Source organism: Streptomyces sp. NPDC006872 (assembly GCF_040635845.1).
In the GTDB taxonomy this organism is placed as follows: Bacteria; Actinomycetota; Actinomycetes; order Streptomycetales; family Streptomycetaceae; genus Streptomyces.
In genome coordinates this window covers 8,521-35,126 of the sequence record NZ_JBEYIL010000001.1, presented here as the reverse complement: position 1 = coordinate 35,126, position 26,606 = coordinate 8,521, and the positions used below count along the sequence as shown (strand labels likewise).

Genomic DNA, 26,606 nt, shown 5'->3' with positions numbered 1-26,606 from the left:
TCTAGTCTCCCCACGGGCCACCCGGATCGCCTTGGATGCCGGGCACGAAGTTGCCTTCACGGTCGGGATAGTCAGCCTGACATCTGACGCACACCTTCCGTAGGACGGCCGTCCAGTTCCGTTCGGCGTCGCGGGCCAAGGTATACGCATTGGTGAAGATCACCTCGTCCGGGTTTCCGCCCAGGGCGAGCAGCGCGTTGCCCTCCGCGCAGTACCCGCCGCCCGAGGAGGCGCAGACCGAGTCTCCTGTGCGGGTGTTCACGGCGCCGACGTAGGTACGGCTCCGCGTCCGGGCGCTGGCGCCGAGCACCGCGTAGGTCGGGACCCGTGCCTCGACCTCCGCGAGACGGTCGTCGAGGTTCCAGTTCGCCGGCGCGGAGTCCACGTCGACGAGCGGAGGACGGTCGTTGGCCTCGCCCCGGGTGCTGGGCACACCGCCCGAGCCGCCGCCACCGCCGCCGCCGTTGCCGGCCTTGCCGGAACCGCCGCCGCCGCTGGATCCGCCGCTGCCGCGCGAGGACCCGCCGGAGTTGCCGCCCGGCTTGGACCCGCCGCCGCCACCGGAACCCTTGCTGGTGGAGACCTTCGGCGCGGCCTTCGCCTGCGCCTGCTTCTGGACCGCGTTACCGGTCTTCTTCGTCTGGGCGACCGCCTTGTCGGCGGTTCTCTTCGCTTGTTCGGCCGCCTTTTTCTTCGCTCGTTGAGCTGCTTCCTTCTTCGCTCTCTCGATCGCCGCCTTCTTGGCCCGCAGGGCGGCCGCCTCGGCGGCCTTCGCCGCCTTCAGGACCAGTTCCGCCGCCTTCTTCGCGGCGCGGAAGGACTCGATCGCCTTGATCGTGCGGTTGACGGCCTTCAGGACGGACGGGATCTTGCCCAGCTTGGTCCAGGGGATCGCCCCGATGATCAGGCTGCCGCAGGACCACATGTCGCCGCCGAAGCAGGCCATGGCGTCGTTGATGCCGATGAAGTCCTTCAGCGTCTCCCAGGCGACCGCGAGGATCACCGAGGTGAGGGACTTGCCCATCATCGACTGGGCCTGCGCGACCTGCGCCGCCGACAGACCCGCGCCCGCCAGTGCCGCCGCCCGCTCCGAGGCGGTCAGGCTGATGGCCAGACCGGTCGGGTCGGACATCGTCACCGGGTTGTTGTGGGCGTAGGCGTAGCCGTTGGACTGCAGGACGTCGTTCAGGTCCACGACCGGGTCGGCCGACAGGAAGCGGCCCACCACCGGGTCGTACAGGCGTGCGCCCAGCGGCTGGAAGCCGGAGGCATCGTCACGCGCCGCGCCCAGGAAGCCCGTGCGGGACTGGTAGTTGAGGCCGACCGTGCCGGCGCCGCGCTGGTTGCCGAAGGGGTCCTGCTTGCGGATGCGCACCGGCATCGAGGCGTTCAGGCCCACTTCCACGTAGGCGCTGCCCTGGTGGTCGCCCGCCAGCGCGACCAGCGTCTCGGGGCCCAGCCCGTACGCGTACCGCATCACGGCGCCGCCCGGCGCCGAGTAGGTGCGCTGGCTGTTGATCAGTGCGCCGCCCGCCGCCACGGTCACCTCGGTGTCGCTGAGGTGGAGCGTGGCCTGCTTGCCCTGGATGGTCAGCAGACGCGTGCCGTCGGGGCCGTAGATGTGCCGGGTGTCGTTCTGCGGGGCCCAGCGCTGCTCGGCCTTGGCGGCGTCGCAGGCGGCGAGCACGATCGGGGTGGTGTTCGCCGAGTTGGCGTCCTTCACCGCGAGGCACAGCTCCGAGTCGGCATGGATCAGCTGACCGGACGGGGTGCGCTTCAGCTGCTGCGCCGAGGTGCCGTTGCACTTCTGTACCTGCGCCGCCGAACCGACCGCGTTCGCCGCCGGCTGCACACACCAGTCGTCGTAGACGGTGAGCGTGCCCTTGTTCGAGTCCGTGCCCGGCGCCGGTGTGAAGCGCCAGCTCTGGGCCTGGGTCACATTGCAGGGGTACAGCTGGATGCCCTGGGCGGCCGAGGCCACCCCGCTCTTCAGGTCGAGGCATTTGTCCGCCAGACCGACGTACGGCGTCTTGCCGCCCTGGCCCTGGCCGGCGATCCGGTCGACCTTGCCGTCGTAGGTCCAGGAGAGTTCCTGCTTGTCGCCGTTCTGGAGGGAGGTGATCGTCTTGGTCTCGCCGGTCAGCTCGTACAGCCGCTCGGCCTCGGCGGTCACATCGACGCCCTGCGGCGTCTTGTACTTCTTCGACACCTTGGTCAGGGCGCGCGGCTGGCTGCCGTCGGCCTTGCCGTACGTGTAGGAGGTGACCGCGTCCCGCCCGGTGTCACCGGCGAGGTTCTTCTCGGTCAGCGTCTTGCGGTTGCCGACCAGGTCGTACTCGTACTCCTGCCAGTAGCCGGAGTTGTCCTTGCCGGCGTCCACGTTCAGGGAGCCGTCGGAGTTCTTCGGCGTGGTGCAGGACTTCTGGTCCTTGGCGGTCCAGGCCGTCTTGAGCTGGCCGAGCGGGTCGTACGTGAAGCACTGGCGCTCGGTGGCGAGGCCGACGGCCTGCTCGTGGATCGAGGTGACGTTGCCGGCCGGGTCGTAGGTGTACCCCCGCTTGGAGACGAGGTTGTCGGCGACGACGTTCTTGTCGACGGTCTGCTCGCGGTAGACCGACTGGTCCGTCAGCTCGCCGCTCGACTCGTCGTACGTCGACTGCGTCCACACCCGGTACGGCTGCGCGCCCAGCGTCGAGCGCAGGACCTGGCCATAGGGGTCGTAAACGGTTTCCGAGCCGTACCAGTCCTTGCCCGACAGCGAGAGCGGCTTGCCGTCCTCGTTGTAGCGCACGACCAGGTTCTCGGAGGCGAAGCGGCCCGCCTTCGGGAGCGTCGCCTCCTGGAGCATGCCGGTGTCGGTGTACGCGTAGCCGTAGCTGTACGTCAGGTCCAGACCCCAGGTGTCCTTGGCGGACTGCGGCAGGGTCAGGGTCGTCGAGATCGGCTGGTAGTCCTTGGTGTAGCCGTCGATCCGCTGCGAGTACGCCTCACCGTCGGTGTAACGGGTCGCGAGGTACGGCATGCCCTTGCCGCCGAGCGCCTTGTCGTACTCGTACGTGGACAGCAGGGTGCCGTCGGAGCCGTTCAGACGCTGCTCGGTGGGGCGGGAAAGAACGTCGTAACCGTTCCAGACGACGAAACCGCGCGCGTTCTTCGTCGTCGACACGCGGTCACGCGCGTCGTACTTGGTCTCCGTGGTGCCCGTGTCCGGGTCGGTGGCCGTGAGCTGACGGCCCCGGTGGTCGTAGGTCCAGGTCCACGGGTGCGCGGCGGCGGCCGAGCTGGTCGCCTTCTCCATGCGGCCGTGCTTGTCGTACGCGTACCGCATCGACGTGAAGCCGCCCGGGGCCTCGGGGTTGAAGGTGTCGACGCGGGCGGTGCGCCCGAGGGCGTCGGTGTACACGCGGTAGGAGGAGGCGCCGGTCGGGTTGACGACCTTGGACCAGTCCTGGCCGTACTCGTAGCGGGTGGCCCGCTCCGGGACCGGCTGGGACGAGGACTCCTGGGTCAGCGGGTCGGTGACCTTGAGGACCGGGGTCTCCGTCACCACACGGCCGAGACCGTCGTACGCGTAGCGCGTGATGTTCGGTACGGCGGTGTCCGCGAGCGGGCTGAACAGCTCGCCGAACTTCGCCTCGTGGGTGAGGTAGGAGTTGTTGGTCTGCCAGACCTCGCCCGAGCTGTTGTAGAGGGTGTCGGTGATCAGATGACCGCCGCCGTCGGCCTCCTCCTGCGTCTGGCGTTCCCGGCCGAGACCGTCGTAAAGGGTTACCGACGTTTCCACGCGGTTCTCGTGACCGCGCGCGTAGGTGGTGACGTACGGCGGCTTGCGGTCGGGGTTGTCCTCGTCGTACTTCGGGATGGTGTAAACGGCCCTGAAGTCCGGCACGGCCGAGGCCGACGGGGTACGGCCCGGCGCCCACGCCTCGACCAGCCGGCCCAGCGGGTCGTACCTGGCCTCGCTGACCAGGCTGTTGGCGTCCGTCGTCTTCAGGGACGTGCCCCGGCCCGGCTCCAGCTCCTGCGTCTGGGTGTGGCCGGCCGCGTTGGTCTGGGTGACCGTGAAGACCTGGCCGGTGGGCGGGGTGAAGGTGATCGAGGACGGCTTGTCGTCCGGGTCGAACTGCTTGACGACGCGGCCGACGGCGTCGAACTCGGTCCGGCCCTCGCTCTGGAAAGCGGTTCCGTCGCCGTTCAGCGACCACGTCTTCCACGCCTCGCCGAGGCTGCCGGCGCCGAGCGCGACGTTGTAGTCCTGGCCGTCGTACGCCGTACGGGCCGCGCCGCTCAGCGTCTTCAGGTCGCCGAAGGCGGCGGCGGCGCAGGTCGTCGGCGAGACCAGGACCTGCTTGCTGAGGCCGATGAGGTGCTTGGCCGTCTGGTGGACGTACTCGAGCTTGGTGCAGGACTCGTCGCCCGTCTTGCCGGTGTCGCCGAGCGACTCGACGAGGGTGGGCAGTCCGTACTCCGGCTCGTACGTCGTCGTCGACTTGACGACGCGCTGGGTGCGGGTGTCGTCGCCGGTCCCGGAGGAACGCGTGTACGCGTACTCCTCGGGCTCGGTGACGCGCCAGGCGCGCAGCGCGGTCAGGCCGTCGTCGCGGTTGCGCCGGGCGAGTTCGGTGGCGGCCGGGACGGTGACGCTGCGCGACAGCCAGTCGGTGTCGGCGTCGGAGGCGTTGGTGTAGGTCAGTTCCTCGGCGATACGGCCGGCGAACGGCTCGAGGTCCTTGGCGATCTCGGCGCCGGTGATGTCCTTGACCGGGATGTCGTCGCCCATGCCGCGGAAATAGCGGGTAACCGATTTCGACTTCTTGCTGCCGATCGCGGGCTCGTCCGTGCCGGTGATCACCGCGGTCTGCTCGAAGCCCGCGAACTGCGAGTAGGTGCGCGTGGACTTCTTGGTGAACTCGGCCTCGGCGAGCTTCCAGCCCGCGTTCTTGTACTGGTACGCGGTCTGCGTGGCGAACGCGCCGTCGACGTTGGGGAGTTCCTCGACGGTGTCCACGACGTACTTGTGGAACCAGTCGATGTCCTCGACCTCGGAGTCCGGGTGCCAGAACGACGGGTAGCACAGCCGCGTGTTGGCCTTCAGCTCCGCCTTGTCGTCCTTGCCGGGCAGCCCGACGCCGGTCCGGCACTGGCCCTCGGGTTGTTTGTACGTGACGACGGTCTCGCCGCCGTACTCGTTGATGACGCGCCCGACCCGCAGCCGGGAGAAGCCCGGACGCGAGTCCTCCTTGACGCGGTTGGGCATGTCCTCGGCGTTGGACTCGAAACGCACCGCGTTCAGAGTCGCGCTCGCGCCGCCGCGGTCGTAACCGGTGCGCTGGACCGACTCCAGCCACAGGGCCGTGTTCGGGCCGGTCTTCAGGACCGGGAAGTTCTGTGTGAGGGCGTACGCGTCGACCTTCTGGCGCGCGGTGCTGCCCGCGACGCGCTGGGTCTCGGTGGTGATGGAGGTCAGCCGCTTACGGGTCCAGAAGGACGGGCCCGCGTTCCAGCACATCTTCTTCGACTGGCAGCGCAGGTCGGCCGGGGTGTCGTACCAGATGCGGTACTTGCCCGGGTCCTTGTCGGTGAAGTTGGCTTCCGTGCACTTGGCGTCGTCGATGCAGCGCTCGGCGACCGCGAAGGAGACCCGGGAGGTGGCGGGGGCGGTGAAAACGCTTCCCAGGGTGTTGCGCTGGCCGTAGTCGATGTGGTCGAGCCAGCCGCCCCGGTCGTACTTGACCGGGTCCTTGAAGTTGAAGTTGCGGGCGTAGTAGTTGTCCTCCTTCTTCCACCACAGGGACATGGCGTTGCCGTGGACGTCCTCGACGTAGTCGAGGTTCCAGCGCCAGCCCTGGGTGCAGGCGGAGGACTTCCAGTCGTCGGCCTTGTAGCAGTCCTCGTCCTTGTGGTTGCCGTACACCGGGACCGTCAGGACGGAGTCGGTGACGTCCTGGCCGGAGGACCAGCCCGGCAGCTTGTGCTTGCCGAAGTGGTACTTGGTGCCGTCGCGCGTGGTGACGACCCAGTACTCGCCGTCCTTCGCGCCGTTGCCGCTGGTGTTGTCCGTGATCCGCTCGACCTTGGCGCCGTCGCCGTTGGCGGTGGTCCACTTGCCGCCCGCCCACACCAGCTCGGTCGTCGAACCGCCGAGGGAGAGCGTGGCGTTGTCCGAACCCCAGCACAGGTCGGCCGTGCGATGGGTCTTGTTGTTCGACCCGTCCTTCTTGGAGTCCTCACGGCAGTTGGCGTAGGTGCGGGTGATCGAGCCGGGGTTGTAGTCCCAGCCGTCGCCGATCCAGGACGCCTGGTTGTTCGTCGCCGAGGTGCGGCCGTCCACCGTCTGGGAGGAGTAGCTGAGGCTCACCTTCGGCGTCGGACCGCCCGCCGACTCCGGGACCTGCACCTGGTAGCCGTAGGTGAAGGCGCCCGAGGAGGAGCCTGCCGACCACGAGCCCGAGGACAGCAGCGGGGTGGCGGTGTAGTCGCCGGAGGCGGAGGAGCCGGTGTCCATGGCGCCGACGACCTGGGGGCCGGAGGCGTCCACGGCGGGCAGGACCGTGCTCGCGGCGCCGCTCGTCCTCGCGGCCGCGGTGCGCACGGACGCGCCGGAGGTCGTCGCCTCCGCGCCTGCGTTGCCGCCGAGCAGCTCGGCGACCGGGACCGAGCCCGAGAGGATCTTGCGGGTGGTCGCCTGCTTGGCGGCCTTGGTCCGGGTCGGGGCCTGACTGGCGGGGACCAGCTCGACCGAGCTGACCAGCCGTTCGGCCGTGTCCTCGGCCTTGCCGGACATGGTCGCGGCGCCCTCGGGCGCGCAGTCGCCGGTGCCGGGGGCGTCCAGGACGCAGTCGGGCAGCAGCATCAGGCCGAAGCGGTCGGCGGCCTGGGGGCCGTAGAGGTCGGCGAAGGCGGTGGTGTCGACGGCGACCGCGACCTGCGCGGCCGGGTCGGCCGTGGCCGGCGGCGTGATCCGCATGATCAGACCGGAGACGCCCGCGTCCTGGGAGGTGTCCGGCGGGGCCAGGTCGACCTTCCAGTCGCCGGCGAGGGCGGCCGGGGCGGTGCCCTCGGGGACGCCGACGGCGATCGGCAGATCGTCGACCGGGACGGTGGCGCCGGGTGCGGAGTCGGCCGTCAGCGTGGCGACGCCGGTGTCCTGCGTCCACGGGGTGACGGCGGTCGGCGCGTACGGGTCGACGGGGACCTCGGGTGCCGTGGTGATCGTCTTGTCGGCCTCCTCGTCACCGTCGATCTCGGTGCTCTCGGGGAGGTCGGGCAGGTCGATCGTCCGGGTCATCCCGGGGCCGGGTACCGCCCACGCCTCCCCGCCCAGGCTTGTCACCGTCAGCGTCGAGGACAACAAAAGGACGGTCGCCACGCGGCCGAGCCGCCGGCGCCGTCGTAGTGACTCCGTCAGGGCGGGGCGTGGGCGCCCCAGCCATGACAGTGGACCTTGAGCACGCATACGCGTCGACTCCACCCAGGCGATGCAAACAACAGAGGTGGTCAGCACCTTCTGTCATGACCGCCACACGCATCAAGGCAGTTGAAGTGGACGGAAAGGGTCCTTTTGAGAGGTCCGTCACAGGCGATTTCCGAACAGAAGCGCACACCGATTGACCAATGCGAAAGTCGCCCGAAATCCGACCCCATGAATACACAACAGATGGACAAGGAGCGCTTTTTCGACATCAGGGACTGAGGGTCAAGTCCCCGCCAAGTGATCATCACGGATTTATAAAATCTTCATATATGGACGGCCTGTGCAAAGCGTGTGATCGTGTGCCGCGCCCATGTCCTCATCCGCCTGGACCACACGGGAGTAGACCGCCGTGTCCGCGCCGCCTCGCTTTCTCAGTCCCCTCGTGCGCACGCGCACCCGGCTGACCCTCACCCTCGGCCTGGTACTGGCCGCCCTGACCGCTGCCCTGCTCCCCTGGTGGCACCCCGACGACCCGTCGACTGCCCGGTCGCGCAAGCCTGCCGAGGCCCGACAGGCCGACACGGGCCCGCGCGACGAGGCCGCCGCCTCGGCCGAGGCCAGGCGCACCGGCAAGGAGGTGGCCGTGGACACCGCGACCACCGCCACCGAACTGACCTGGGCCCGGCCGGACGGCCAACTGCGCACCCGGATCACCGCGTTGCCCGAACGGGCGAAGAACGCGGCCGGCACGTGGGCGCCTATCGACAACCGACTGCGCCGCACGGCCGACGGCATCCGCCCGGTCAACCCGGCCCAGCCGGTGCGCTTCTCGGCGGGAACGGCCGACGCGGACCGCGCGGACCGCTCGTACGCCCGGCAGCCCCTGACCGCCGCCGAAGACACCTTCCTGGCCGAGACCGTGCTGGGCGGCCACACCGTCTCCTACACCTGGCCGGGCCCGCTGCCCGAGCCGGTGCTCGACGGACCGCGCGCCCTCTACTCCGAGGTGCTGCCCGGCGTGGACCTGCTGCTGGTCGCCCGGGAGGAGGGCGGCTTCGCGCAGCTGCTCGTCGTCAAGACCCGCGAGGCCGCGAAGAACCCGGCGCTGGCGACGGTGTCGTACGGCCTGAAGTCGCCCACGGCCCGCTTCCGTCACGACGCGAAGGCGAGCCGGGTCCTGGTCCTGGACGCCGCGGGCAAGGAGGCCGGGTCCATCCCGACCCCGTTCGCCTGGGACTCCGCCGGCCGTGACCCGGAGCTGCCCGCGGACAGCGCGGCGCACACCTCGGTGGCCACGCCCGCCGACGTCCTGAAGCTGTCCGGGCTGAGCGGCGTCGAGCCGGGCGCCCGGCAGGCGCCGACCCCGACACGGCTGGACGGCGACGGCACCGGCACGGCGCGGCTGAACCTGCGCGTCGCTGAGACAGGCCTGCTCAGCGACCCGGACGTGCAGTTCCCGGTGTTCGTCGACCCGCCGCTGATCTCGGGCTGGCTGGCCTGGACGGTGGCCTACAAGCCGTACCCCAACTCCAGCTTCTGGAACGGCACCAACTTCAGCTCGGGCACCTCGGACGCCCGGGTGGGCCGCGAGAACGACACGAACGGCACGGCCCGCTCGTTCTGGCGGATGAACTACAGCAGCAGCCTGAAGGGCGCGTCGATCACCTCGGCGACCTTCAAGGTGCTCAACAACCACTCCTGGTCGTGCACCAAGCGGGAGTTCCAGTTCTGGCTGACCGGTTCGATCTCGTCCGGCACCACCTGGAACAAGCAGCCGAGCTGGTCGGACGAGATCCAGCGCAAGTCCTTCGCGCACGGCTGGTCGTCCGCCGACTGCCCGGACGAGTACGAGGCGTTCAACGTGAAGTCGGCCGCGCAGACGGGCGCCGACAAGGGCTGGTCCAACATCACCTTCGGAATGCGGGCCACCAGCGAGAGCGACACCCAGACCTGGCGGAAGTTCAACGCCAAGTCGGCGACCATGGAGGTCGCCTACAACCGCAAGCCCGCCGTGCCGAGCAGCGTCACCAGCACGCCCGGCGGCGCCTGCAACACGAGCGCGGCGGGCGCGACGGTCGGCAAGACCAACGTGGTCCTGTCGGCGAAGTCCACCGACCCCGACGGCAACCTCGCCGGACTGCGCTTCCGGTTCTGGAAGTCGGGCGCGGCCGTGCCCGCGGGCACGCTGGTGACCAGCCTCTCCGCCGGCAAGGCCACGCTGACGATCGCGTCCAGCACCCTGGTCGACAAGGGCGTCTACTACTGGAACGTACGGGCCGAGGACTCGGGTGACGGCCGCTCCGCGTACTACCCGGCGAGCGGCAACTGCACGCTCACCGTGGACGGTTCGGGTCCGCCGCCGCCGACGGTGGAGAGCGACGTCTTCCTGGAGGCCACGGACGACGGCTCGACCTGGGCGACGATGGAGTTCGGCAAGACGGGCCCGGTGACCCTCACCTCCACCGGCGCGACGAAGATCCGGTACGCCATCGACGGCCTGGGCTGGAAGGACGCCCCGGCACCCGTGGCGGGCGTGTCGAGCGTCCCCGACCTGGCGCCGAAGCACGCGGGCCCCAACACCCTGAACGCGATCGCCTACGACTCGGCCGGCAACCCGAGCAAGACCACCGACTACTCCTTCTACGTCCCGCCGAGCGCCGTCGCCGACAGCCCCGGCGACACCAGCGGCGACGCCATCGCGGACCTGCTGGCGGTGGACGCGTCCGGCAAGCTGATCAACTGCCCCGGCAACGAGGGCGGCGAACTCGACACCTGCCTGGACGCGGCCTACTCCTCGGCCGGCGGCCTCAACCCGCCGGGCCACTGGTACAACGCGACCACCGGCAAGGCCGCCCTGATCACCCACTACGGGGACGCCTACCCCGGCGACGGCACGACGGACCTGTTCGCGGTGACCCCGGACGGCGGCTTCCACCTCTACCCGGGCGACGGCTACGGCAGCTTCGACGTGGACAAGCGCCTGAAGGTGCTCCTCCCGTCCAACGCCCCGGCCCCCTCGACCTGGACCCAGATCAAGGCGGTGGGGGACATCACCGGCGACAAGCTCCCGGACGTGGTCCTGCGCGCCGGAGCCGCCTTCTGGACCCTCTCGGGCTACACCGGCGGAAAGTTCCAGGCGGCCACCCAGATGAACGCCGACGCCTGGGCCCGCCGGGACATCGTCAACGTCGCCGACATCAACGACGACCTCACGCCCGACCTGCTGTGGCGCAACCTGGACAACGGCAACATGTACGTCCGCCACGGCAAGCCCGGCACCGTCAGCGGCAGCGTCGACCTCGAATCGCTCAAGCTGGCCTCCAACTCCCTCAACGGGGACGTCGCCTACGGCACCAGCTGGACCGAGGCCGCCGTGTCGACGGCCCTCGGCATCCCCGACGTCAACAACGACGACATCCCCGACATCTGGGCCCGCTTCGCCGCCGACGGACAGATGCGCATCTACAACCCGTCGAGGACCAACACGAATCCGGCCGTGAAGATCGTCCTGACCCTGGACTGGAGGACGGTCAAGGCCCTCGGCTGACCCGCCCGTCGCGGCGAAACCCGACCGAGCCCCGGTCATCCCCGCGAGGGGGTGGCCGGGGTTCGCCGTCCGCCCGCTCGACTGCCCGTGCCGATGTCAGTGCCGACCCTTACAGTCACCACCATGGCGACTCTTCCCAACCCGCTGCCCAAGCTGGCGTCCGACCCGAGCGGGCGTTCCCTCGGGCTCCAACTCCCGCCCGGGAGACTGATCGACGCGACCTGCGACGGTCCGTGGCACGAGCCGTTGCTGTGGCACTCGGAGCAGTCGGCGTCCTCCGGCAACTGGACGGCCCTGGGCGCACCGGCGGCACGGGCGGGGCTGCTCCCGGTCCTGGTCGACCTCGGCGGCTCCCAGGGCGGCCCGAGGGAATGGGAGTTGATGCCCGACGAGGTCTCCTACCCAGGGGACCACGACGCGGAGGAGGTCCTCGCGGAGTACTGGGAGGAGTGCGCGGCGCAGGGCGAGGAGTGGCCGGGCCTCGCCGCCTCCCCCGCCCTGAAGGCGGACCCCGACGCACGCGCCGCCCAGATCGCCGACACCCTTGCGGAGCAGGGGCCTTCCTGGTTCAGGTCGCCGTACCTCGCACTGGTCCCCGCCCGGCGCAGCGCCGACGTCCCGACGGCCGTCGGCTGGTCCGGCCCGGCCAACCACGAGAGCGACACGGCACGTCTGAGCGCCGTCCTGCGCTCCTGGGAGGACCGCTTCGGCATACGGGTCGTCGGCCTCGGCTTCGACGTCCTCGCCGTGTCCGTCGCGGCCCCGCCCACCACGGTCGAGGAAGCCGAGCAGATCGCCGCCGAGCACTTCGCGTTCTGCCCGGACAACGTCCTCCAGGGCCCGGGCACCCTGGCGGCCTACGCCCAGCAGCTCGTCGGCGAGCCCTCCTGGACCTTCTGGTGGGACTGACCCGCGCCTAGGGCCTTGTCCTAGCCGGTGAGCCCGCGCCCCAGCCTGCGCAGCCCCTCCCCGATCTCCTCCGGCGTCTGCGTCACGAAGCACAGCCGCAGCGTCGACCGGTCGGGCTCACCGGCGTAGAAGGGCGCGCCGGGCACATAGGCGACGTCCTGCGCGACGACCTGCGGGAGCAGCGCGGCGGTGTCGTACGACTGCGGCAGCCGGGCCCAGAGGAACATGCCGCCCTCGGGCCGGTTCCACCGCGACCCCGGCGGCAGCGCCTCGCCCAGCCCGGCCAGCATGGCGTCCCGCCGCTCGCGGTACACGGCGGCCACCCGCGCCACATGGGCGTCGAGGTCGTCGACGGCCAGGTAGCGGGCGGCGGCGAGCTGGTTGACGGTCGGGGTGTGCAGGTCGGCGGCCTGCTTGGCGACCGCGCAGGCCCGCCGCAGCTCCGCGGGGGCACGCAGCCAGCCCAGCCGTATGCCGGGGGCCATGACCTTGGAGAAGGAGCCGAGCAGGACCGTGCGGTCGCGGGCGTCGGGATGGGCGGCGATCCAGGGCAGGCGCTCGCCGTCGTAACGGAGTTCGCCGTAGGGGTCGTCCTCGACGATCCACAGGCCGTGCCGGGCGGCGACGGAGGCGAGGGCGGCACGGCGCTCGGCGGGGAGGGTGCGGCCGGTGGGGTTCTGGAAGGTGGGGACGGTGTAGAGCAGCTTCGGCCGTTCCCGGACGACCAGTTCCGCGAGCGCTTCGGGGTCCGGGCCGTCCGCGTCCTCGGGCACGGCGAGGATCCTCGCCCCGGCCAGTCCGAAGACCTGGAGGGCGGCCAGATAGCAGGGGGCCTCGACGAGGACCGTGTCGCCGGGGTCGAGCAGCGCGCTCGCGAGCAGGGACAGCGCCTGCTGGGAGCCGGTGGTGACGAGCAGGTCGTCGGCGGTCGTGGGCAGTCCGCGTGCCGTCGTCCGAGCGGCGAGCCGCTCCCTCAGCTCCGGCTCGCCCTCGGTCGTGGAGTACTGCAGGGCCTGCGCCGGGGCCTCCTCGAGCACGTACCGGAACGCGGCGGCGACGCCCGCACGGTCGAACAGTTCGGGCGCGGGCAGCCCACCCGCGAAGTTGATCACCTCGGGGCGGGCGGTGACGGCGAGGATGTCCCGCACGGGCGAGCCGCCGATCGACCGGGCACGCCCGGCCAGCGCAGGGACGGGGACGGAGACGGGAGCGGAGACGGGAGCGAAGGTCATGCGACGCACCCTAGAGAGATGGATGCGGTCTACACACGGGTTTCTGACATATGGACGACCGTCACGGGCGTCCCACGACCCGTCCCAGACGAGCACTGTTTCCGCAGGTCAAACGCCATGGGACCGAACCGGCGTCCCGACTTGCCCGTCGAACATGGCAGTCCACGGGCGATACGGCCCAGGCTGGCCCCATGCCCACACGCCGTACCCGCCGCCGCGTCCGTCCGCTGGCCGCCGCCCTGACCGCCGTCGCCGTGCTCACCCTGACCGCGTGCGACGACGGCCAGGGCCTGCGCGACGAGGGCCCGTCGAGCCCCGCCACCCTGAACGGCTCCGCCCCCCTGCCCGGCTCCTACGGCGTGTCGAACGACCCCGCCGGCCCCCACGCGGAGCCGCCGAGCGGGAACTCGTAGGCGGGCCGCCCGTTGTTGCCGCTGGTGCGGAACGGCTTGCCGTCGTCGTCGAGGGTCAGCGTGCCGTGCCGTGACCCGCTGGACCAGGACAGCTCCAGCTGCCAGCTCACGTCGTACGCGGAGGCGTCGGCGCTCACGTAGTAGATCTCCGGGTCGGACGCGCTCACCGAGAACGGGAAGTCGGGGTGCCCCGCCTCGGGCACCAGCGCGGGCCGCGCCGCGTCGAGGGCGACGGTGAAGTAGCGCGTCGGCACCCCGCCGCCGCAGCCGACCCCGGGGTAGCCCATCGCGAAGTCGCTCCACGCGAGCGGCGAACGCTTCGCCACCGTACGGACCTTGACGTCCTCCACGACGACGGTCTCCGCGCCGGTCCCCTGCACGGTGAACTCCAGGAGCTGGCTCCCCGAGGACACGGCCCCGTGCGCGGCCACCCAGGCGGGCGCGTCCTGTTCGAGGGGCGGCGGGGCGACCTGCCCCGGCTCCCGGTCGATCAGGTAGTGCTGCGAGCAGGGGCTCTCCCAGGCGTAGGGCCGAGCGCTGACGGTCAGGGGGACGGCGTCGAAGTCCTGCGCGCCGCTGCCCGCCGCCGCAGCCGACGGCGTGGCCGCGGCCGACGGGGACGCGGACCCCGAGGCCGAGGCGGAAGCGGAGCCGGAAGGCGAGGCCGAGGCGGAGGCGGACGGCGAACCGCTCGCCGCCCCCTTCCCCTGCACGGATGCGGCCGCCCCCACGGGACTGCCGTCGGAGTCCCCGTCCCGCCCCGAGCCACCGGACGGCAGACTCAGCGAGAGCGCGAGGGCGACGGAACCCAGACCGGCCACGACCCCGACACCGGCGAGCAGCAACGGCCGACGCCTCCTCCACCCCCGCCCGCCGCTCTCCTGCGGGACGACGCCGACGTCCACGACCCCGACATCCACGACGCCGACGTCCACAACGGCCGCATCCGTCTCACCCGCACCCGCATCCGCACCCGCACCGCCCGCCTCCTCCGCCGCTTCCGCGACGACGCTCGGGTCCGCGACGGGGTCCGCGGCGGGGTCCGCGCCGTCACCCCCGCCCGCGCCGCCACCACCGTCGGCGGCCGGCTTCCTCCCCCGCACCGCATCCGCCAGCACCCACCGCCGGTGCAGCTCGACGAGCTCCTGCGGGGATGCCTTGCAGAGCCGGGCCAGTCGCTCGACGGGGGCGTAGTCCGTGGGGACGGCGTCCCCGTTGCAGTAGCGGTGCAGCGTCGACGTACTCATGTGGAGCCGCTTCGCGAGCGTCCCGTAACTGAGCCCGGACCGCTCCTTCAACTCCCGCAGCAACTCCGCGAACTCGGCCGTAGACACCGTTTCCCCACTCCCCATGTCCCATCCCGGCGTTCCAGGGATGGCGCGTTTGCCCAGGTCAGACCCATTGCCAGCGTTCCAGCATCCCGGATGACCCGCCAGGCATGGCGGCTGGGACGGATCCCCTCCCAAGCTGTAGCCATCCAAGCACGTCGCTTCAACCCGCCATCCCGGAAGAGGACTTGACCATGCGCATCCGCCGCACCCGCCACCTGCTCGCGCTCACCGCCCTGACGGCCCTCGCACTCACGGCCTGCGAGAACGGGACGGGCGTCCAGGACGAGGGCGCGTCGCAGCCGGCATCGTCGACGACGAAGCCCACCGCGGCCCAGCCGACCCCCGCCACGGACGCGACCACCGACGCCGGCACGACGACCGGAACGGGGACGGGCACGACGACCGGAACGGGCTCCGGCACCTCCACCACCCCGGCGAAGAACCCGCCGGCTGCGGCCGCCGGGGCGACGAAGGCCGCCGACGACACGGACCCCGCGAACCGAGTCACGTGCAACGGCTCGAACACCAAGGTCACCGCGCAGACCCTCACGCGCCCCCTGAACCACATGCTGCTCACGGTCACCAACACCGGCAGCAAGATGTGCGACCTCTACTACTACCCGGCCCTGAAGTTCGACGGCGCACAGTCGGTGCCGCCGGTGGACGAGGACACGCAGCCGCAGGCCGTGACGACCCTCGCGCCCGGCGAGTCCGGCTACGCGGGCGTGCGACTGTCCGCCGCCGACGGCAGCGGCGAGGGCGGCACGACCTCCAAGAACCTGACGGTCTACTTCCAGGGCAGGAACCCGGGCAGCGACGGCGGCGCGTCCGCGAAGCCGTCACTGCCCGCCGGCGGCGTCTACTACGACAGCTCCCTGACGGTGACGTACTGGCAGCAGAGCATGCAGGACGTCCTGTCCTGGTGACCCGCGCAAGCGGCAGGCAGGGAGTACGGGGGCTGGGCGGGGAGCTACCGCAGCTTCTGGGCCGCCTCGGTGGCCCAGTAGGTGAGGATGTTCCGCGCCCCGGCCCGCTTGATGCCGGTCAGCGTCTCGAAGATCGCCCGGTCCCGGTCGACCCAGCCCTTCTCGGCGGCGGCCTCGATCATCGAGTACTCGCCGGAGATCTGGTAGGCGGCGACGGGCACGTCCACCGCGTCCGCGACCCGCGCCAGGATGTCGAGGTAGGGCCCGGCCGGCTTGACCATGACCATGTCGGCGCCCTCTTCCAGATCGAGCGCGAGCTCGCGCATCGACTCCCGGGCATTGGCCGGATCCTGCTGGTAGGTCTTCCGGTCCCCCTTCAGCGAGGACCCGACGGCCTCCCGAAAAGGCCCGTAGAAGGCGGACGAGTACTTGGCGGTGTAGGCGAGGACGGCGACGTCCTCCCGCCCGATCTGGTCAAGGGCATCGCGGACGACCCCGATCTGCCCGTCCATCATCCCGCTGGGCCCCACCACATGCGCCCCGGCGTCGGCCTGCACCTGAGCCATCTCGGCGTACCGCTCCAGGGTGGCGTCGTTGTCGACGCGCCCTTCGGAGTCCAGCACCCCGCAGTGCCCGTGATCGGTGGTCTCGTCGAGGCACAGATCGGACATCACCAGCAGCTCATCGCCGACCTCGGCCCGAACATCCCGAAGGGCGACCTGAAGGATCCCGTCCGGATCGGTCCCGGCCGTCCCGATCGCGTCCTTCTTGGACTCCTCCGGCACCCCGAAGAGCATGATCCCGGAGACTCCCGCCTGCACGGCCTCCAGCGCGGCCTTCTTCAGACTGTCGCGCGTGTGCTGCACGACCCCGGGCATGGCCTGGATCGGCACCGGCTCGCTCACGCCCTCCCGCACGAACGCGGGCAGGATGAAATCCGCCGGGTGCAGCCGGGTCTCCGCGACCATGCGCCGCATGACGGGAGTGGTCCGCAGCCGACGAGGCCGCGAACCGGGAAAGGATCCGTACATCGTCATACACCTAACGCTACGCCCGCCCCGACAATGCCCTTGCCGACGCCCAGTCGGGCTACCGCCCTTCCAGCCCGTCCGGCGTTTGAGGACGAGGCCCGTTCAGGGCCGAAGGGGGGTCTGGGGGCGCAGCCCCCAGGGGTGGGAACGGGGTGGGAACGGGAAGGGGCGGCGGGGGCGAAAGCCCCCACCGCCCCACCCGCACACCGCTACCTCAGGTAGCCCTGCGGCGCCGAGCCCCCGGCCTCCGCTCGCTGGGCCGGCTCACCTGGTCGCCTGCCTCCTGCGCAGCCGCCCGCCGCCGCAACCCGTAGTCGGCCAGCGCCTCCGCGAGCTTGTGCACGGAGGGCTCCGGAGCCATCACGTCCACCCGCAGCCCATGCTCCTGAGCGGTCTTGGCCGTGGCCGGCCCGATGCACGCGATGACGGTCACGTTGTGCGGCTTGCCGGCGATCCCGACCAGGTTGCGCACCGTGGACGACGAGGTGAAGAGAACGGCGTCGAACCCGCCCCCCTTGATCGCCTCCCGGGTCTCCGCCGGCGGCGGCGAGGCCCGCACGGTCCGGTAGGCGGTGACGTCGTCGACCTCCCAGCCCAGCTCGATCAGCCCGGCGACCAGCGTCTCCGTGGCGATGTCCGCCCGCGGCAGGAACACCCGGTCGATCGGGTCGAAGACCGGGTCGTACGGCGGCCAGTCCTCCAACAGCCCCGCCGCGGACTGCTCGCCGCTGGGCACGAGATCCGGCTTCACGCCGAACGCGATCAACGCCTTCGCGGTCTGCTCGCCCACCGCCGCGACCTTGATGCCCGCGAAGGCCCGGGCGTCGAGCCCGTACTCCTCGAACTTCTCCCGCACGGCCTTCACCGCGTTCACCGAGGTGAACGCGATCCACTCATAACGCCCCGTCACCAGGCCCTTAACGGCCCGTTCCATCTGCTGCGGGGTCCGCGGCGGCTCGACGGCGATCGTCGGCACCTCGTGCGGCACGGCCCCGTACGACCGCAGCTGGTCGGAGAGCGACACCGCCTGCTCCTTCGTACGCGGCACGAGCACCTTCCAGCCGAACAGCGGCTTGGACTCGAACCACGACAGCTGGTCGCGCTGGGCGGGTGCGGAACGCTCACCGACCACGACTATCACCGGTCGGCCGCCCTCGGGCGAGGGCAGCGCCTTCGCCTGCTTCAGGGTCTGCGCGATCGTGCCGAGGGTGGCCGTCCACGTGCGCTGCCGGGTCGTCGTCCCGGCCACCGTGACCGTCATCGGCGTATCGGGCTTGCGCCCCGCCGACACCAGTTCCCCGGCGGCCGAGGCCACGGAGTCCAGAGTCGCCGACACGACGACGGTGCCGTCGGACGCTCCGACCTCGGTCCAGCAACGGTCCGAAGCCGTCCGCGCGTCGACGAAGCGGACGTCCGCGCCCTGCGCGTCCCGCAGCGGCACACCGGCGTACGCGGGCACGCCGACGGCGGCCGCGACACCGGGTACGACCTCGAAGGGGACACCGGCCGCCGCGCACGCGAGCATTTCCTCCGCCGCGTACGTATCCAGTCCCGGGTCCCCGGACACCGCACGGACGACCCGCCTGCCGCCCCGCGCGGCCTCCATGACAAGATGTGCGGCATCGCGCACAGCGGGTACCTCAGCGGTTGTTGACTTACCGTCAACAATCGTCGGGAGGGGCGCGCCCGTGCCCGGAAGAGGGTCCGACGAAGGACCCGCTTCCGCGTTCACGACGGTGACGCCCGGCCTCGTGTGCGCCCGTACGACGTCGAGCACCTCGTGCTCGGCGACGAGGACGTCCGCGTGCGCCAGCGCCTCGACGGCGCGCAGAGTCAGTAGTCCCGGATCCCCGGGTCCGGCACCCAGGAAGGTGACGTGCCCGTGTTCAGGACCAGCGGCTGGAAGGGTGGTGGGGCTCACTGTGCTCGCTCCCCCATCAGACCGGCCGCGCCCTGGGCAAGCATCTCGGCGGCGAGTTCGCGACCGAGCGCCGTTGCCCGGTCGTGCGTCTCGGGCACGGGACCGGTGGTGGACAGCTGCACCGTACGAGTGCCGTCGGTCGTGCCGACGACGCCCCGCAGGCGCATTTCTCTGACAATCTGCCCGTCGGCCAGCAGGTCGGCCAGCGCGCCCACAGGGGCGCTGCAACCGGCCTCCAGGGCGGCGAGCAGGGACCGTTCGGCGGTCACGGCGACCCGGGTGAACGGGTCGTCGAGCTCACCGAGTGCGGCGACGAGGTCCGCGTTGACCGCGGCGCATTCGATCGCCAGTGCTCCCTGGCCGGGAGCGGGCAAAACCGTGTCTATCGACAGGAAGTCGGTGACCTCGTCGAGGCGGCCCATGCGGCTCAGGCCGGCCGCGGCCAGCACCACCGCGTCCAGCTCGCCGTCGTGCACGTACCGGATCCGCGTGTCGACGTTCCCGCGGATCGGCACCGTCTCGATGTCCAGCCCATGGGAGCGCGCGTACGCGTTCAGCTGCGCCATGCGGCGCGGCGAACCGGTGCCGATGCGTGCCCCGCGCGGCAGGTCGGTGAACTTCAGCGCGTCCCGGGCGACGATCACGTCACGGGGGTCCTCGCGCACCGGTACGGCGGCCAGGACGAGGTCCTCGGGCTGCGCGGTCGGCAGGTCCTTCAACGAGTGAACCGCGAAGTCGACCTCGCCTTTGGCCAGCGCCTCGCGCAGCGCGGTCACGAAGACTCCCGTGCCGCCGATCTGTGCGAGCTGCTCGCGGGAGACATCGCCGTAGGTGGTGATCTCGACGAGCTCCACGGGCCGTCCGGTCACCTGGCTCACGGCGTCCGCGACCTGCCCGGACTGGGCCATGGCGAGTCTGCTTCGCCTCGTCCCCAGTCTCAGTGCCTTACTCATGCCGTTCATGCCGGCCCTCGGTTCTCTGCGTTCTTCTCGGTGCTGTCCTCGGCCCGGGACACGGCGGCCACCGATTCCGGGTCGAGGTCGAACAGGGTTCGCAGCGCGTCCGCGTACCCGGCGCCGCCGGGCTCGGCCGCGAGCTGCTTGACCCGTACGGTCGGCGCGTGCAGCAGCTTGTCGACGACCCGCTTCACGGTCTGCGTGATCTCGGCGCGGTGCTTGTCGTCCAGCCCGGGCAGCCGCCCGTCGAGCCGGGCGATCTCGTTCGCCACCACATCGGCGGCCATGGCACGCAGGGCGACCACGGTCGGCGTGATGTGCGCGGCCCGCTGCGCCGCGCCGAACGCGGCGACCTCGTCGGCGACGATCCGCCGCACCTGGTCGACGTCGGCGGCCATCGGCGCGTCGGCCGAGGCCTCCGCCAGCGACTCGATGTCCACCAGCCGCACCCCGGCGAGCCGGTGCGCGGCCGCGTCGACGTCCCGCGGCATCGCGAGGTCGAGCAGGAAGAGGACGGGCTGCGGGCGGACGGGCGTGGGAGCCGACTCGGGCCGACGGCGCTCGGGGATCCGGCCGACGGTGGCTGCCGTCGCGGCGAGCGCGGTGATCAGCTCGGCGTCGGCCTCGGGGCTGCGGCGGGCGGCGAGCCGCCGGTCCACGGTCGCGTTGTCGACCCAGGCGGCGTGCTGCTCCAGCGTGGCCGCGTCCATGCCGGCCACGGCGGCCTCCCCCATCACGGAGAAGCCGGACGTCGGCTGCACGGGAGCCTGCTGGACGGCGGCCAGGTCGAGCGGACAACCCTCCTCGGTCCCGACGGAGGTGGGCGGCAGCGGCCGCACGTCGTCCGTCGCCGGGGCCTCGGCGTCAAAGACGGTGAAGGCGGCGGGCACGCCCGTGCGGCCCTCGACGGCCGTGGCGACCGCCTCCGCCGTCAGGACCAGACCCGTCGCCCCGGTACAGGAGACGGCCACGTCGGCACGTGTCAGCTCGGCCGGCACCGATTCCATCGGTACCGCACGGGCCGACACGCCCGTGCCGTCGGCTTCGACGAGTATCTGGGCGAGCCGCTCGGCGCGGTCGAGGGTCCGGTTGGCGACGACGACCTCGGCGACCCCGGCGCGCGCGAGGGTGGCGGCGGCCAGCGAGGACATGGAGCCGGCGCCGATGACGAGGGCCCGCTTGCCCCGCGCCCAGTCCTGCACGTCCCCGCCCGCGGCCAGCTGCTCCAGGCCGAAGGTGACCAGGGACTGCCCGGCGCGGTCGATGCCGGTCTCGGAGTGAGCGCGCTTGCCCACCCGCAGGGCCTGCTGGAACAGGTCGTTCAGCAGCCGCCCGGCGGTGTGCAGCTCCTGCGCCCGGGCCAGCGAGTCCTTGATCTGCCCGAGGATCTGCCCCTCGCCGACGACCATGGAGTCCAGCCCGCAGGCCACCGAGAAGAAGTGGTGGACGGCCCGGTCCTCGTAGTGCACATAGAGGTAAGGGGTGAGCTCCTCCAGGCCGACGCCGCTGTGCTGGGCGAGCAGCGTGGACAGCTCGGCGACGCCCGCGTGGAACTTGTCCACGTCGGCGTACAGCTCGATCCGGTTGCAGGTCGCGAGGACGGCGGCCTCGGCGGCCGGTTCGGCGGCGACCGTGTCCTGGAGCAGCTTGAGCTGGGCGTCCGTGGACAGCGAGGCCCGCTCCAGCACGCTCACGGGTGCGCTGCGGTGGCTCAGCCCGACGACGAGGAGACTCATGCCGGCATCACGGCGGGTACGTCCCCGTCGGGCCCCTGGTCGGCGGAGTCGTCGCGGCTGACGGGCGCGGCCACGGCGGCTTCGTTCGCCGCGGCCTCCTCGCCGGCCTTGCGCTGCTCGTGGAAGGCGAGGATCTGCAGCTCGATGGAGAGATCGACCTTGCGCACGTCGACGCCGTCCGGCACGGACAGCACGGTCGGCGCGAAGTTCAGGATGGAGGTGACCCCGGCGGCCACGAGCCGGTCGCAGACCTGCTGGGCGACGGCCGGCGGAGTGGTGATCACGCCGATCGACACGCCGTTGTCGGAGATGATCTTCTCCAGGCCGTCGCTGTGCTGCACGGAGATCCCGGCGACCTGCTTCCCGGCCATCGCGGGATCGGCGTCGATGAGCGCCGCGACCCGGAATCCACGCGAGGCGAACCCCCCGTAATTGGCGAGCGCCGCGCCGAGGTTACCGATCCCGACGATCACAACCGGCCAGTCCTGGGTGAGACCCAGCTCACGGGAGATCTGGTAGACCAGGTACTCGACGTCGTAGCCGACACCCCGCGTTCCGTAAGAACCCAGGTAGGAGAAATCCTTGCGCAGCTTGGCGGAGTTGACCCCCGCCGCGGCCGCGAGCTCCTCGGAGGAGACCGTGGGTACCGAGCGCTCCGACAGTGCGGTCAGCGCGCGGAGGTACAGCGGAAGCCGGGCGACGGTGGCCTCGGGAATCCCTCGGCTACGGGTCGCCGGTCGGTGAGTTCGGCCAGTTGCCACGGTGCTCCTGCGGGTAGAGCGGGGCTGCAGGCGGTCACACGTACCCGGACCGCCCCGTCGACAGCAGGCTATGTCTTTGTGAACGCGTGCACAAAGATGGTGTCCGATTTGCCCGCCCAACGTGACCGGGGTCACGCGCGTCATTCCAGGGGGCAAAACCGCCACTCTCCTCGTGAATCCCGCCCCCGAGACAAAACCGCCATCGATCCTAAACGACGTTCGGTACAGCCTTGTACTGCTTGGTCAGTTCGGCCAACCGGCTCACCCGGTCAGCTCCTTGCGCAACCGCCCCTCGTCCACCCGCCAGAACGTGTGCTGACGGCCGTCCACGAGCACCACCGGGATCTGCTCCCAGTACTGGTCGTACAGTTCCCGGTCCTCGGCGATGTCCTTCTGCTCCCAGGACACACCGAGTTCCGCGCAGACCTTTTCGATCACGAGCTCCGCGTCGTCGCACAGATGACAACCGGACTTGCGAATGAGCGTGACCGACCGCTCGCGGGGGTCGGCCTTACGTCGAAAGAGGGGAGTCATACCGCCATTCTCGCGCTTCTTTAACGGCGCGGTCGCGGAGAGTTCACACCCTTCGAACCTCGCGCCTGCGGAACCGCCGAACAGACTGGCTATGCTCACGCCATGGCCGCTCTAGGATGGCTCACTCCCCGTAGGCGCTCCGCCACGGCGCGGAGCGTGTTGGCAGGCGAGGCCTCGGCGGAGGCAGCCCGCAAGTCCACGCAGGAAGCACAGGACGCGCTCGACACCCAGGACACCCTGGACGCTTCCGACCGGGAACCGCAGTTCCCCGTGCACGGCGACGCGCTGGCCGCCGCCTTCTTCGACCTCGACAACACCGTGATGCAGGGCGCCGCGCTCTTCCACTTCGGCCGCGGCCTGTACAAACGGAAGTTCTTCGAGACCCGCGACCTGGTCCGCTTCGCCTGGCAGCAGGCATGGTTCCGGCTGGCCGGCGTCGAGGACCCCGAACACATGCAGGAGGCCCGCGACTCGGCGCTGTCGATCGTCCAGGGCCACCGCGTCGCCGAGCTGATGTCCATCGGCGAGGAGATCTACGACGAGTACATGGCCGAGCGCATCTGGCCGGGCACCCGCGCCCTCGCCCAGGCCCACCTGGACGCCGGCCAGAAGGTGTGGCTCGTCACGGCGGCCCCGGTCGAGATCGCCCAGGTGATCGCCCGCCGCCTCGGCCTCACCGGCGCGCTGGGCACGGTCGCGGAGTCGGTCGACGGCGTCTACACCGGCAAGCTGGTCGGCGAGCCCCTGCACGGCCCCGCGAAGGCGGAGGCGGTACGCGCACTGGCGGCGGCGGAGAACCTGGACCTCTCCCGCTGCGCCGCCTACAGCGACTCCCACAACGACATCCCGATGCTGTCCCTCGTCGGCCACCCCTACGCCATCAACCCCGACACCAAGCTCCGCAAGCACGCCCACAAGCTCGACTGGCGGCTGCGCGACTACCGCACGGGCCGCAAGGCGGCGAAGGTCGGCATCCCGGCGGCGGCCGGCGTGGGCGCGGTGGCCGGTGGCACGGCGGCGGCCATCGCCCTGTCCCGCCGACGGCGGTAACCCGACCCGGGACCAGGCACACAAGACGCACGAGAAGCGGCCGAGGCGGTTGTAGTACCGCCTCGGCCGCTTTCGTCATGCCGCCCGACAACACCCCACACCCACGAGCAAACCCGGCCAATCCAACGGTCGTACCCCCGTAACCCCACATCCAGTCCTGTTGTCCGCGCACAGCCACAACACGCCCCGTACCGACCCGAAACTCGAACCGTTTCGATCAACAATCTGTCACCCTACGCAACTTGATCGAGCGTCAATAGGCCACAGAAGCGACGTAATCGATGATTTGAGCAACTCGGTGTAGCAGGGCCTGCACGAAGCGTTATTCTCCTCAAACGCAATCCGGTACCCCTCCTGTCGCTACGACGGGTGAACGGTTCCGTACTGCACGTGATGGAAGCTCTGCCTCTGGGAGTCCCGTGTACCCACACGTCGGGGTTGACACCTCGGGCCTGGCTACGCTGCGCGCAACGGTCGCTACGGTCCAGGACCTGTTGCGCGGCTTCGTCCCCACCGCGTACGCCGTCCCCGCCTTCGCCGCCGCACCCGTCGGCCCGTGCTACGCACTGGCCGACGGCACCGCCGCGGTCGGCAGACGAGGACGCACGGCCGGCGCGCCCGCGGCCCGCCGACCCGCCGCCGACAGCGACAGCGCCCGGATGATGGACCTCGTCGAACGCGCCCAGGCCGGCGAGGCCGACGCGTTCGGACGCCTGTACGACCAGTACAGCGACACGGTCTACCGCTACATCTACTACCGAGTCGGCGGCAAGGCGACCGCCGAAGATCTCACCAGCGAGACGTTCCTGCGCGCCCTGCGCCGCATCGGGACGTTCACCTGGCAGGGCCGCGACTTCGGCGCCTGGCTCGTCACCATCGCCCGCAACCTCGTCGCCGACCACTTCAAGTCGAGCCGCTTCCGGCTCGAGGTGACGACCGGCGAGATGCTCGACGCCAACGAGGTCGAGCGCTCCCCCGAGGACTCCGTCCTGGAGTCCCTCTCCAACGCCGCGCTGCTGGACGCCGTGCGTCGGCTCAACCCCCAGCAACAGGAGTGCGTGACCCTGCGCTTCCTCCAGGGCCTGTCCGTCGCCGAGACCGCGCGCGTGATGGGCAAGAACGAGGGCGCGATCAAGACCCTCCAGTACCGGGCCGTCCGCACCCTCGCCCGTCTCCTCCCGGAAGACGCCCGCTGACCCCGCCCCTTCCTCTCTCTTCCCGCACTCTCCCTGCCCACCGCCGACGCCACACACTCCGTGACGCCAACTCACCTTCAGCGAAAGTCCGTTGCCTTCCCGATCCGATCATCCGCAGTCCGTAACCCAAGTGCCGCGCCAGTCGTTGTGCGGGATACAGGCTCCCTGTGGTCACCTCCCGGCCGACCCCGATCACTCGATCGTGTGGACCCGGCCGGGAGCGTGCAACCCTCAGGACCCCCGGGGAGTCGACCGTCATGACGAGAGGAGGTGCCGCCAGTGATCGCGAACGTATCGGCGCACCGGCGGGCGAACGCCTTCGCCCAGGCCCTGGAGGAGCAGTCCGACCAGGGCACGGCGGCCGAGCAGACCGAAGGATCGCCACCGGCACCGGCCGCTGCGGACCAGACCGGGCAGGGCCAGCTACTGGCCCTCGCCACGAGTCTCGCCGAGCTGCCCAAGCCGGAACTCGACCCCGAGGTCAAGGTCGTCCAGCGGGCCCAGTTGGTCGCCGCAATGGAGGCCATGCTGCAGGCGGGCGCCGCGGGAGGCGAAGCATCGGACCCTTCGGTGCCGGAGCAACGCTCCCACCGGGCCAGGGGCACTCACCGGGCCGGTCCCCTGGGCAAGTTCCGACCACGTTCCCGCCTCGCCAAGGGCCTCACCGCGGGCGGCCTCAGCGTCGGCGTCGCGGCGGGCGCCTTCGGCGGCGTGGCCGCCGCGAGCTCCGACGCCCTCCCGGGCGACGGGCTCTACGGGCTGAAGCGAGGCATCGAGGACTTCAAGCTCAACTACCTGGCCGACGGGGACGGCGAGCGCGGACGCACATATCTCGACCAGGCCTCCACCCGGCTCAGCGAAGCCCGCCGGCTCATGGAACGGGGCCGCAGCGGCGACCTCGACCACGAGTCCCTCGGCGAGATCCGCCGCGCCCTGAACGGCATGCAGCACGACGCCTCGGAAGGCCACCGCCTTCTCCACGAGGCGTACGAACGCGACCCGAACTCCCTCGGCCCCATCCAGGCCCTGGAAGCCTTCTCCCGCTCGCACCGCGAGGTGTGGGGCGCCCTGCGCGACCGTCTGCCGGTCCAGCTCGGCGACGTCAGTCAGCAGGTCTCGTCGGTCTTCGAGGCCATAGACGAAGAGGTCGCCCCGCTGCAGTCCCTGCTCCCGCAACCCCCCGCCCAGAGCGGCGGCGGCACCCGCCAGGGCGGCCCCGGCTCGACATCCACCGGCGCCTCCGACACCGACCACTCGACCACCCCCGGCACCGGCGCCGACACCTCCGAGGGCACCGGCAGCAGCGCCGGCAGCCCCAGCAAGTCCTCCACCTCGGGCAGCACCGGCGACGACGGCCTCCTCGGCGGCAACACCGGCGGCCTGCTCGACCCCCCGAAGGACACCGGCGCCACCGCCCCGACGACCAGCATCCCCACCACCCAACCGGACGTCACCCTCCCACCCCTCCTCCCCGGCCTGCTCCCAGGCCTGGGCATCGACAGCGAGGACGCGGAGTAACACCAGCACCAGCACATGCGACGGCGGTGGGGTTGCCCTTCTGTGGGCGCCGGCCTCGGTGAGCTCCGCGGCGAGTTCGGCGGCGCCCGGGGCTTCGGGGCCGCGTCGGCTGGTGAGCAGCAGGCTGCGCA

General features: G+C 71.0%; 16 protein-coding genes. 7 read left to right on the top strand and 9 right to left on the bottom strand.

Translation table 11 applies throughout. From position 1 onward, the window contains the following. Position 1 precedes the first annotated feature (1 nt). Positions 2–7,369, bottom strand: a complete 7,368-nt coding sequence (locus ABZ725_RS00130; RefSeq protein ID WP_358800621.1) for a ricin-type beta-trefoil lectin domain protein — start codon at positions 7,367–7,369, stop codon at positions 2–4. A 487-nt stretch (positions 7,370–7,856) separates the two neighbouring features. Between ABZ725_RS00130 and ABZ725_RS00125 the strand changes: the two genes are divergently transcribed. Continuing rightward, a complete protein-coding gene (locus ABZ725_RS00125; RefSeq protein ID WP_358800620.1) occupies positions 7,857–10,961 on the top strand; it encodes a DNRLRE domain-containing protein in 3,105 nt (1,034 codons plus the stop codon). Between the two features lie 123 nt (positions 10,962–11,084). Further along, a complete protein-coding gene (locus ABZ725_RS00120) occupies positions 11,085–11,870 on the top strand; it encodes a DUF4253 domain-containing protein (protein ID WP_358800619.1) in 786 nt (261 codons plus the stop codon). 20 nt (positions 11,871–11,890) lie between these two features. On the opposite strand, the gene ABZ725_RS00115 is transcribed toward ABZ725_RS00120, so the two are convergent. Continuing rightward, positions 11,891–13,102, bottom strand: a complete 1,212-nt coding sequence (locus tag ABZ725_RS00115; RefSeq protein WP_358800618.1) for a PLP-dependent aminotransferase family protein — start codon at positions 13,100–13,102, stop codon at positions 11,891–11,893. Between the two features lie 191 nt (positions 13,103–13,293). Here ABZ725_RS00115 and ABZ725_RS00110 point away from each other — a divergent pair, with 191 nt between their 5' ends. Next, positions 13,294–13,515, top strand: coding sequence for a hypothetical protein (locus tag ABZ725_RS00110; protein ID WP_358800617.1), 222 nt, complete (start codon positions 13,294–13,296; stop codon positions 13,513–13,515). Here ABZ725_RS00110 and ABZ725_RS00105 read toward each other — a convergent pair. Beyond that, a complete protein-coding gene (locus ABZ725_RS00105) occupies positions 13,455–14,867 on the bottom strand; it encodes a helix-turn-helix transcriptional regulator (protein ID WP_358800616.1) in 1,413 nt (470 codons plus the stop codon). The two genes, ABZ725_RS00110 and ABZ725_RS00105, sit on opposite strands and share 61 nt — an antisense overlap. Before the next feature lie 170 nt (positions 14,868–15,037). Here ABZ725_RS00105 and ABZ725_RS00100 point away from each other — a divergent pair, with 170 nt between their 5' ends. After that, a complete protein-coding gene (locus tag ABZ725_RS00100; protein ID WP_358800615.1) occupies positions 15,038–15,772 on the top strand; it encodes a DUF4232 domain-containing protein in 735 nt (244 codons plus the stop codon). A gap of 44 nt (positions 15,773–15,816) precedes the next feature. Here the strand turns inward: ABZ725_RS00100 and hemB are convergent, their stop codons facing one another. From hemB to ABZ725_RS00070, 6 genes are all read right to left on the bottom strand, one after another. Next, complete coding sequence (gene hemB / locus ABZ725_RS00095) at positions 15,817–16,809, bottom strand: porphobilinogen synthase (protein ID WP_358800614.1); 993 nt, start codon at positions 16,807–16,809, stop codon at positions 15,817–15,819. A gap of 208 nt (positions 16,810–17,017) precedes the next feature. Continuing rightward, a complete protein-coding gene (locus tag ABZ725_RS00090) occupies positions 17,018–18,724 on the bottom strand; it encodes a bifunctional uroporphyrinogen-III C-methyltransferase/uroporphyrinogen-III synthase (protein ID WP_358800613.1) in 1,707 nt (568 codons plus the stop codon). Beyond that, positions 18,721–19,677 carry a hydroxymethylbilane synthase gene (hemC, locus tag ABZ725_RS00085; protein WP_358800612.1) on the bottom strand — a complete coding sequence of 319 codons (957 nt, stop codon included), beginning with the start codon at positions 19,675–19,677 and terminating at the stop codon, positions 18,721–18,723. The genes ABZ725_RS00090 and hemC overlap by 4 nt, the downstream gene beginning before the upstream one ends. A 5-nt stretch (positions 19,678–19,682) precedes the next feature. Then, entirely contained in the window at positions 19,683–21,416 is a 1,734-nt protein-coding gene (locus ABZ725_RS00080) for a glutamyl-tRNA reductase (RefSeq protein WP_358800611.1), read from the bottom strand. Continuing rightward, a complete protein-coding gene (locus tag ABZ725_RS00075; RefSeq protein ID WP_358800610.1) occupies positions 21,413–22,177 on the bottom strand; it encodes a redox-sensing transcriptional repressor Rex in 765 nt (254 codons plus the stop codon). The genes ABZ725_RS00080 and ABZ725_RS00075 overlap by 4 nt, the downstream gene beginning before the upstream one ends. Before the next feature lie 261 nt (positions 22,178–22,438). After that, on the bottom strand, positions 22,439–22,711 hold the full coding sequence (locus ABZ725_RS00070) for a glutaredoxin family protein (RefSeq protein WP_358800609.1): 273 nt from the start codon (positions 22,709–22,711) through the stop codon (positions 22,439–22,441). Between the two features lie 102 nt (positions 22,712–22,813). Between ABZ725_RS00070 and ABZ725_RS00065 the strand changes: the two genes are divergently transcribed. From ABZ725_RS00065 to ABZ725_RS00055, 3 genes are all read left to right on the top strand, one after another. After that, the gene (locus tag ABZ725_RS00065) at positions 22,814–23,761 is read left to right on the top strand and encodes an HAD-IB family hydrolase (RefSeq protein ID WP_358800608.1); all 948 of its coding nucleotides are present in this window, start codon (positions 22,814–22,816) and stop codon (positions 23,759–23,761) included. A gap of 419 nt (positions 23,762–24,180) precedes the next feature. After that, positions 24,181–24,957, top strand: a complete 777-nt coding sequence (locus tag ABZ725_RS00060) for an ECF subfamily RNA polymerase sigma factor, BldN family (RefSeq protein WP_358800607.1) — start codon at positions 24,181–24,183, stop codon at positions 24,955–24,957. A 279-nt stretch (positions 24,958–25,236) separates the two neighbouring features. Further along, entirely contained in the window at positions 25,237–26,475 is a 1,239-nt protein-coding gene (locus ABZ725_RS00055) for a DUF5667 domain-containing protein (RefSeq protein ID WP_358800606.1), read from the top strand. Positions 26,476–26,606: the final 131 nt, after the last annotated feature.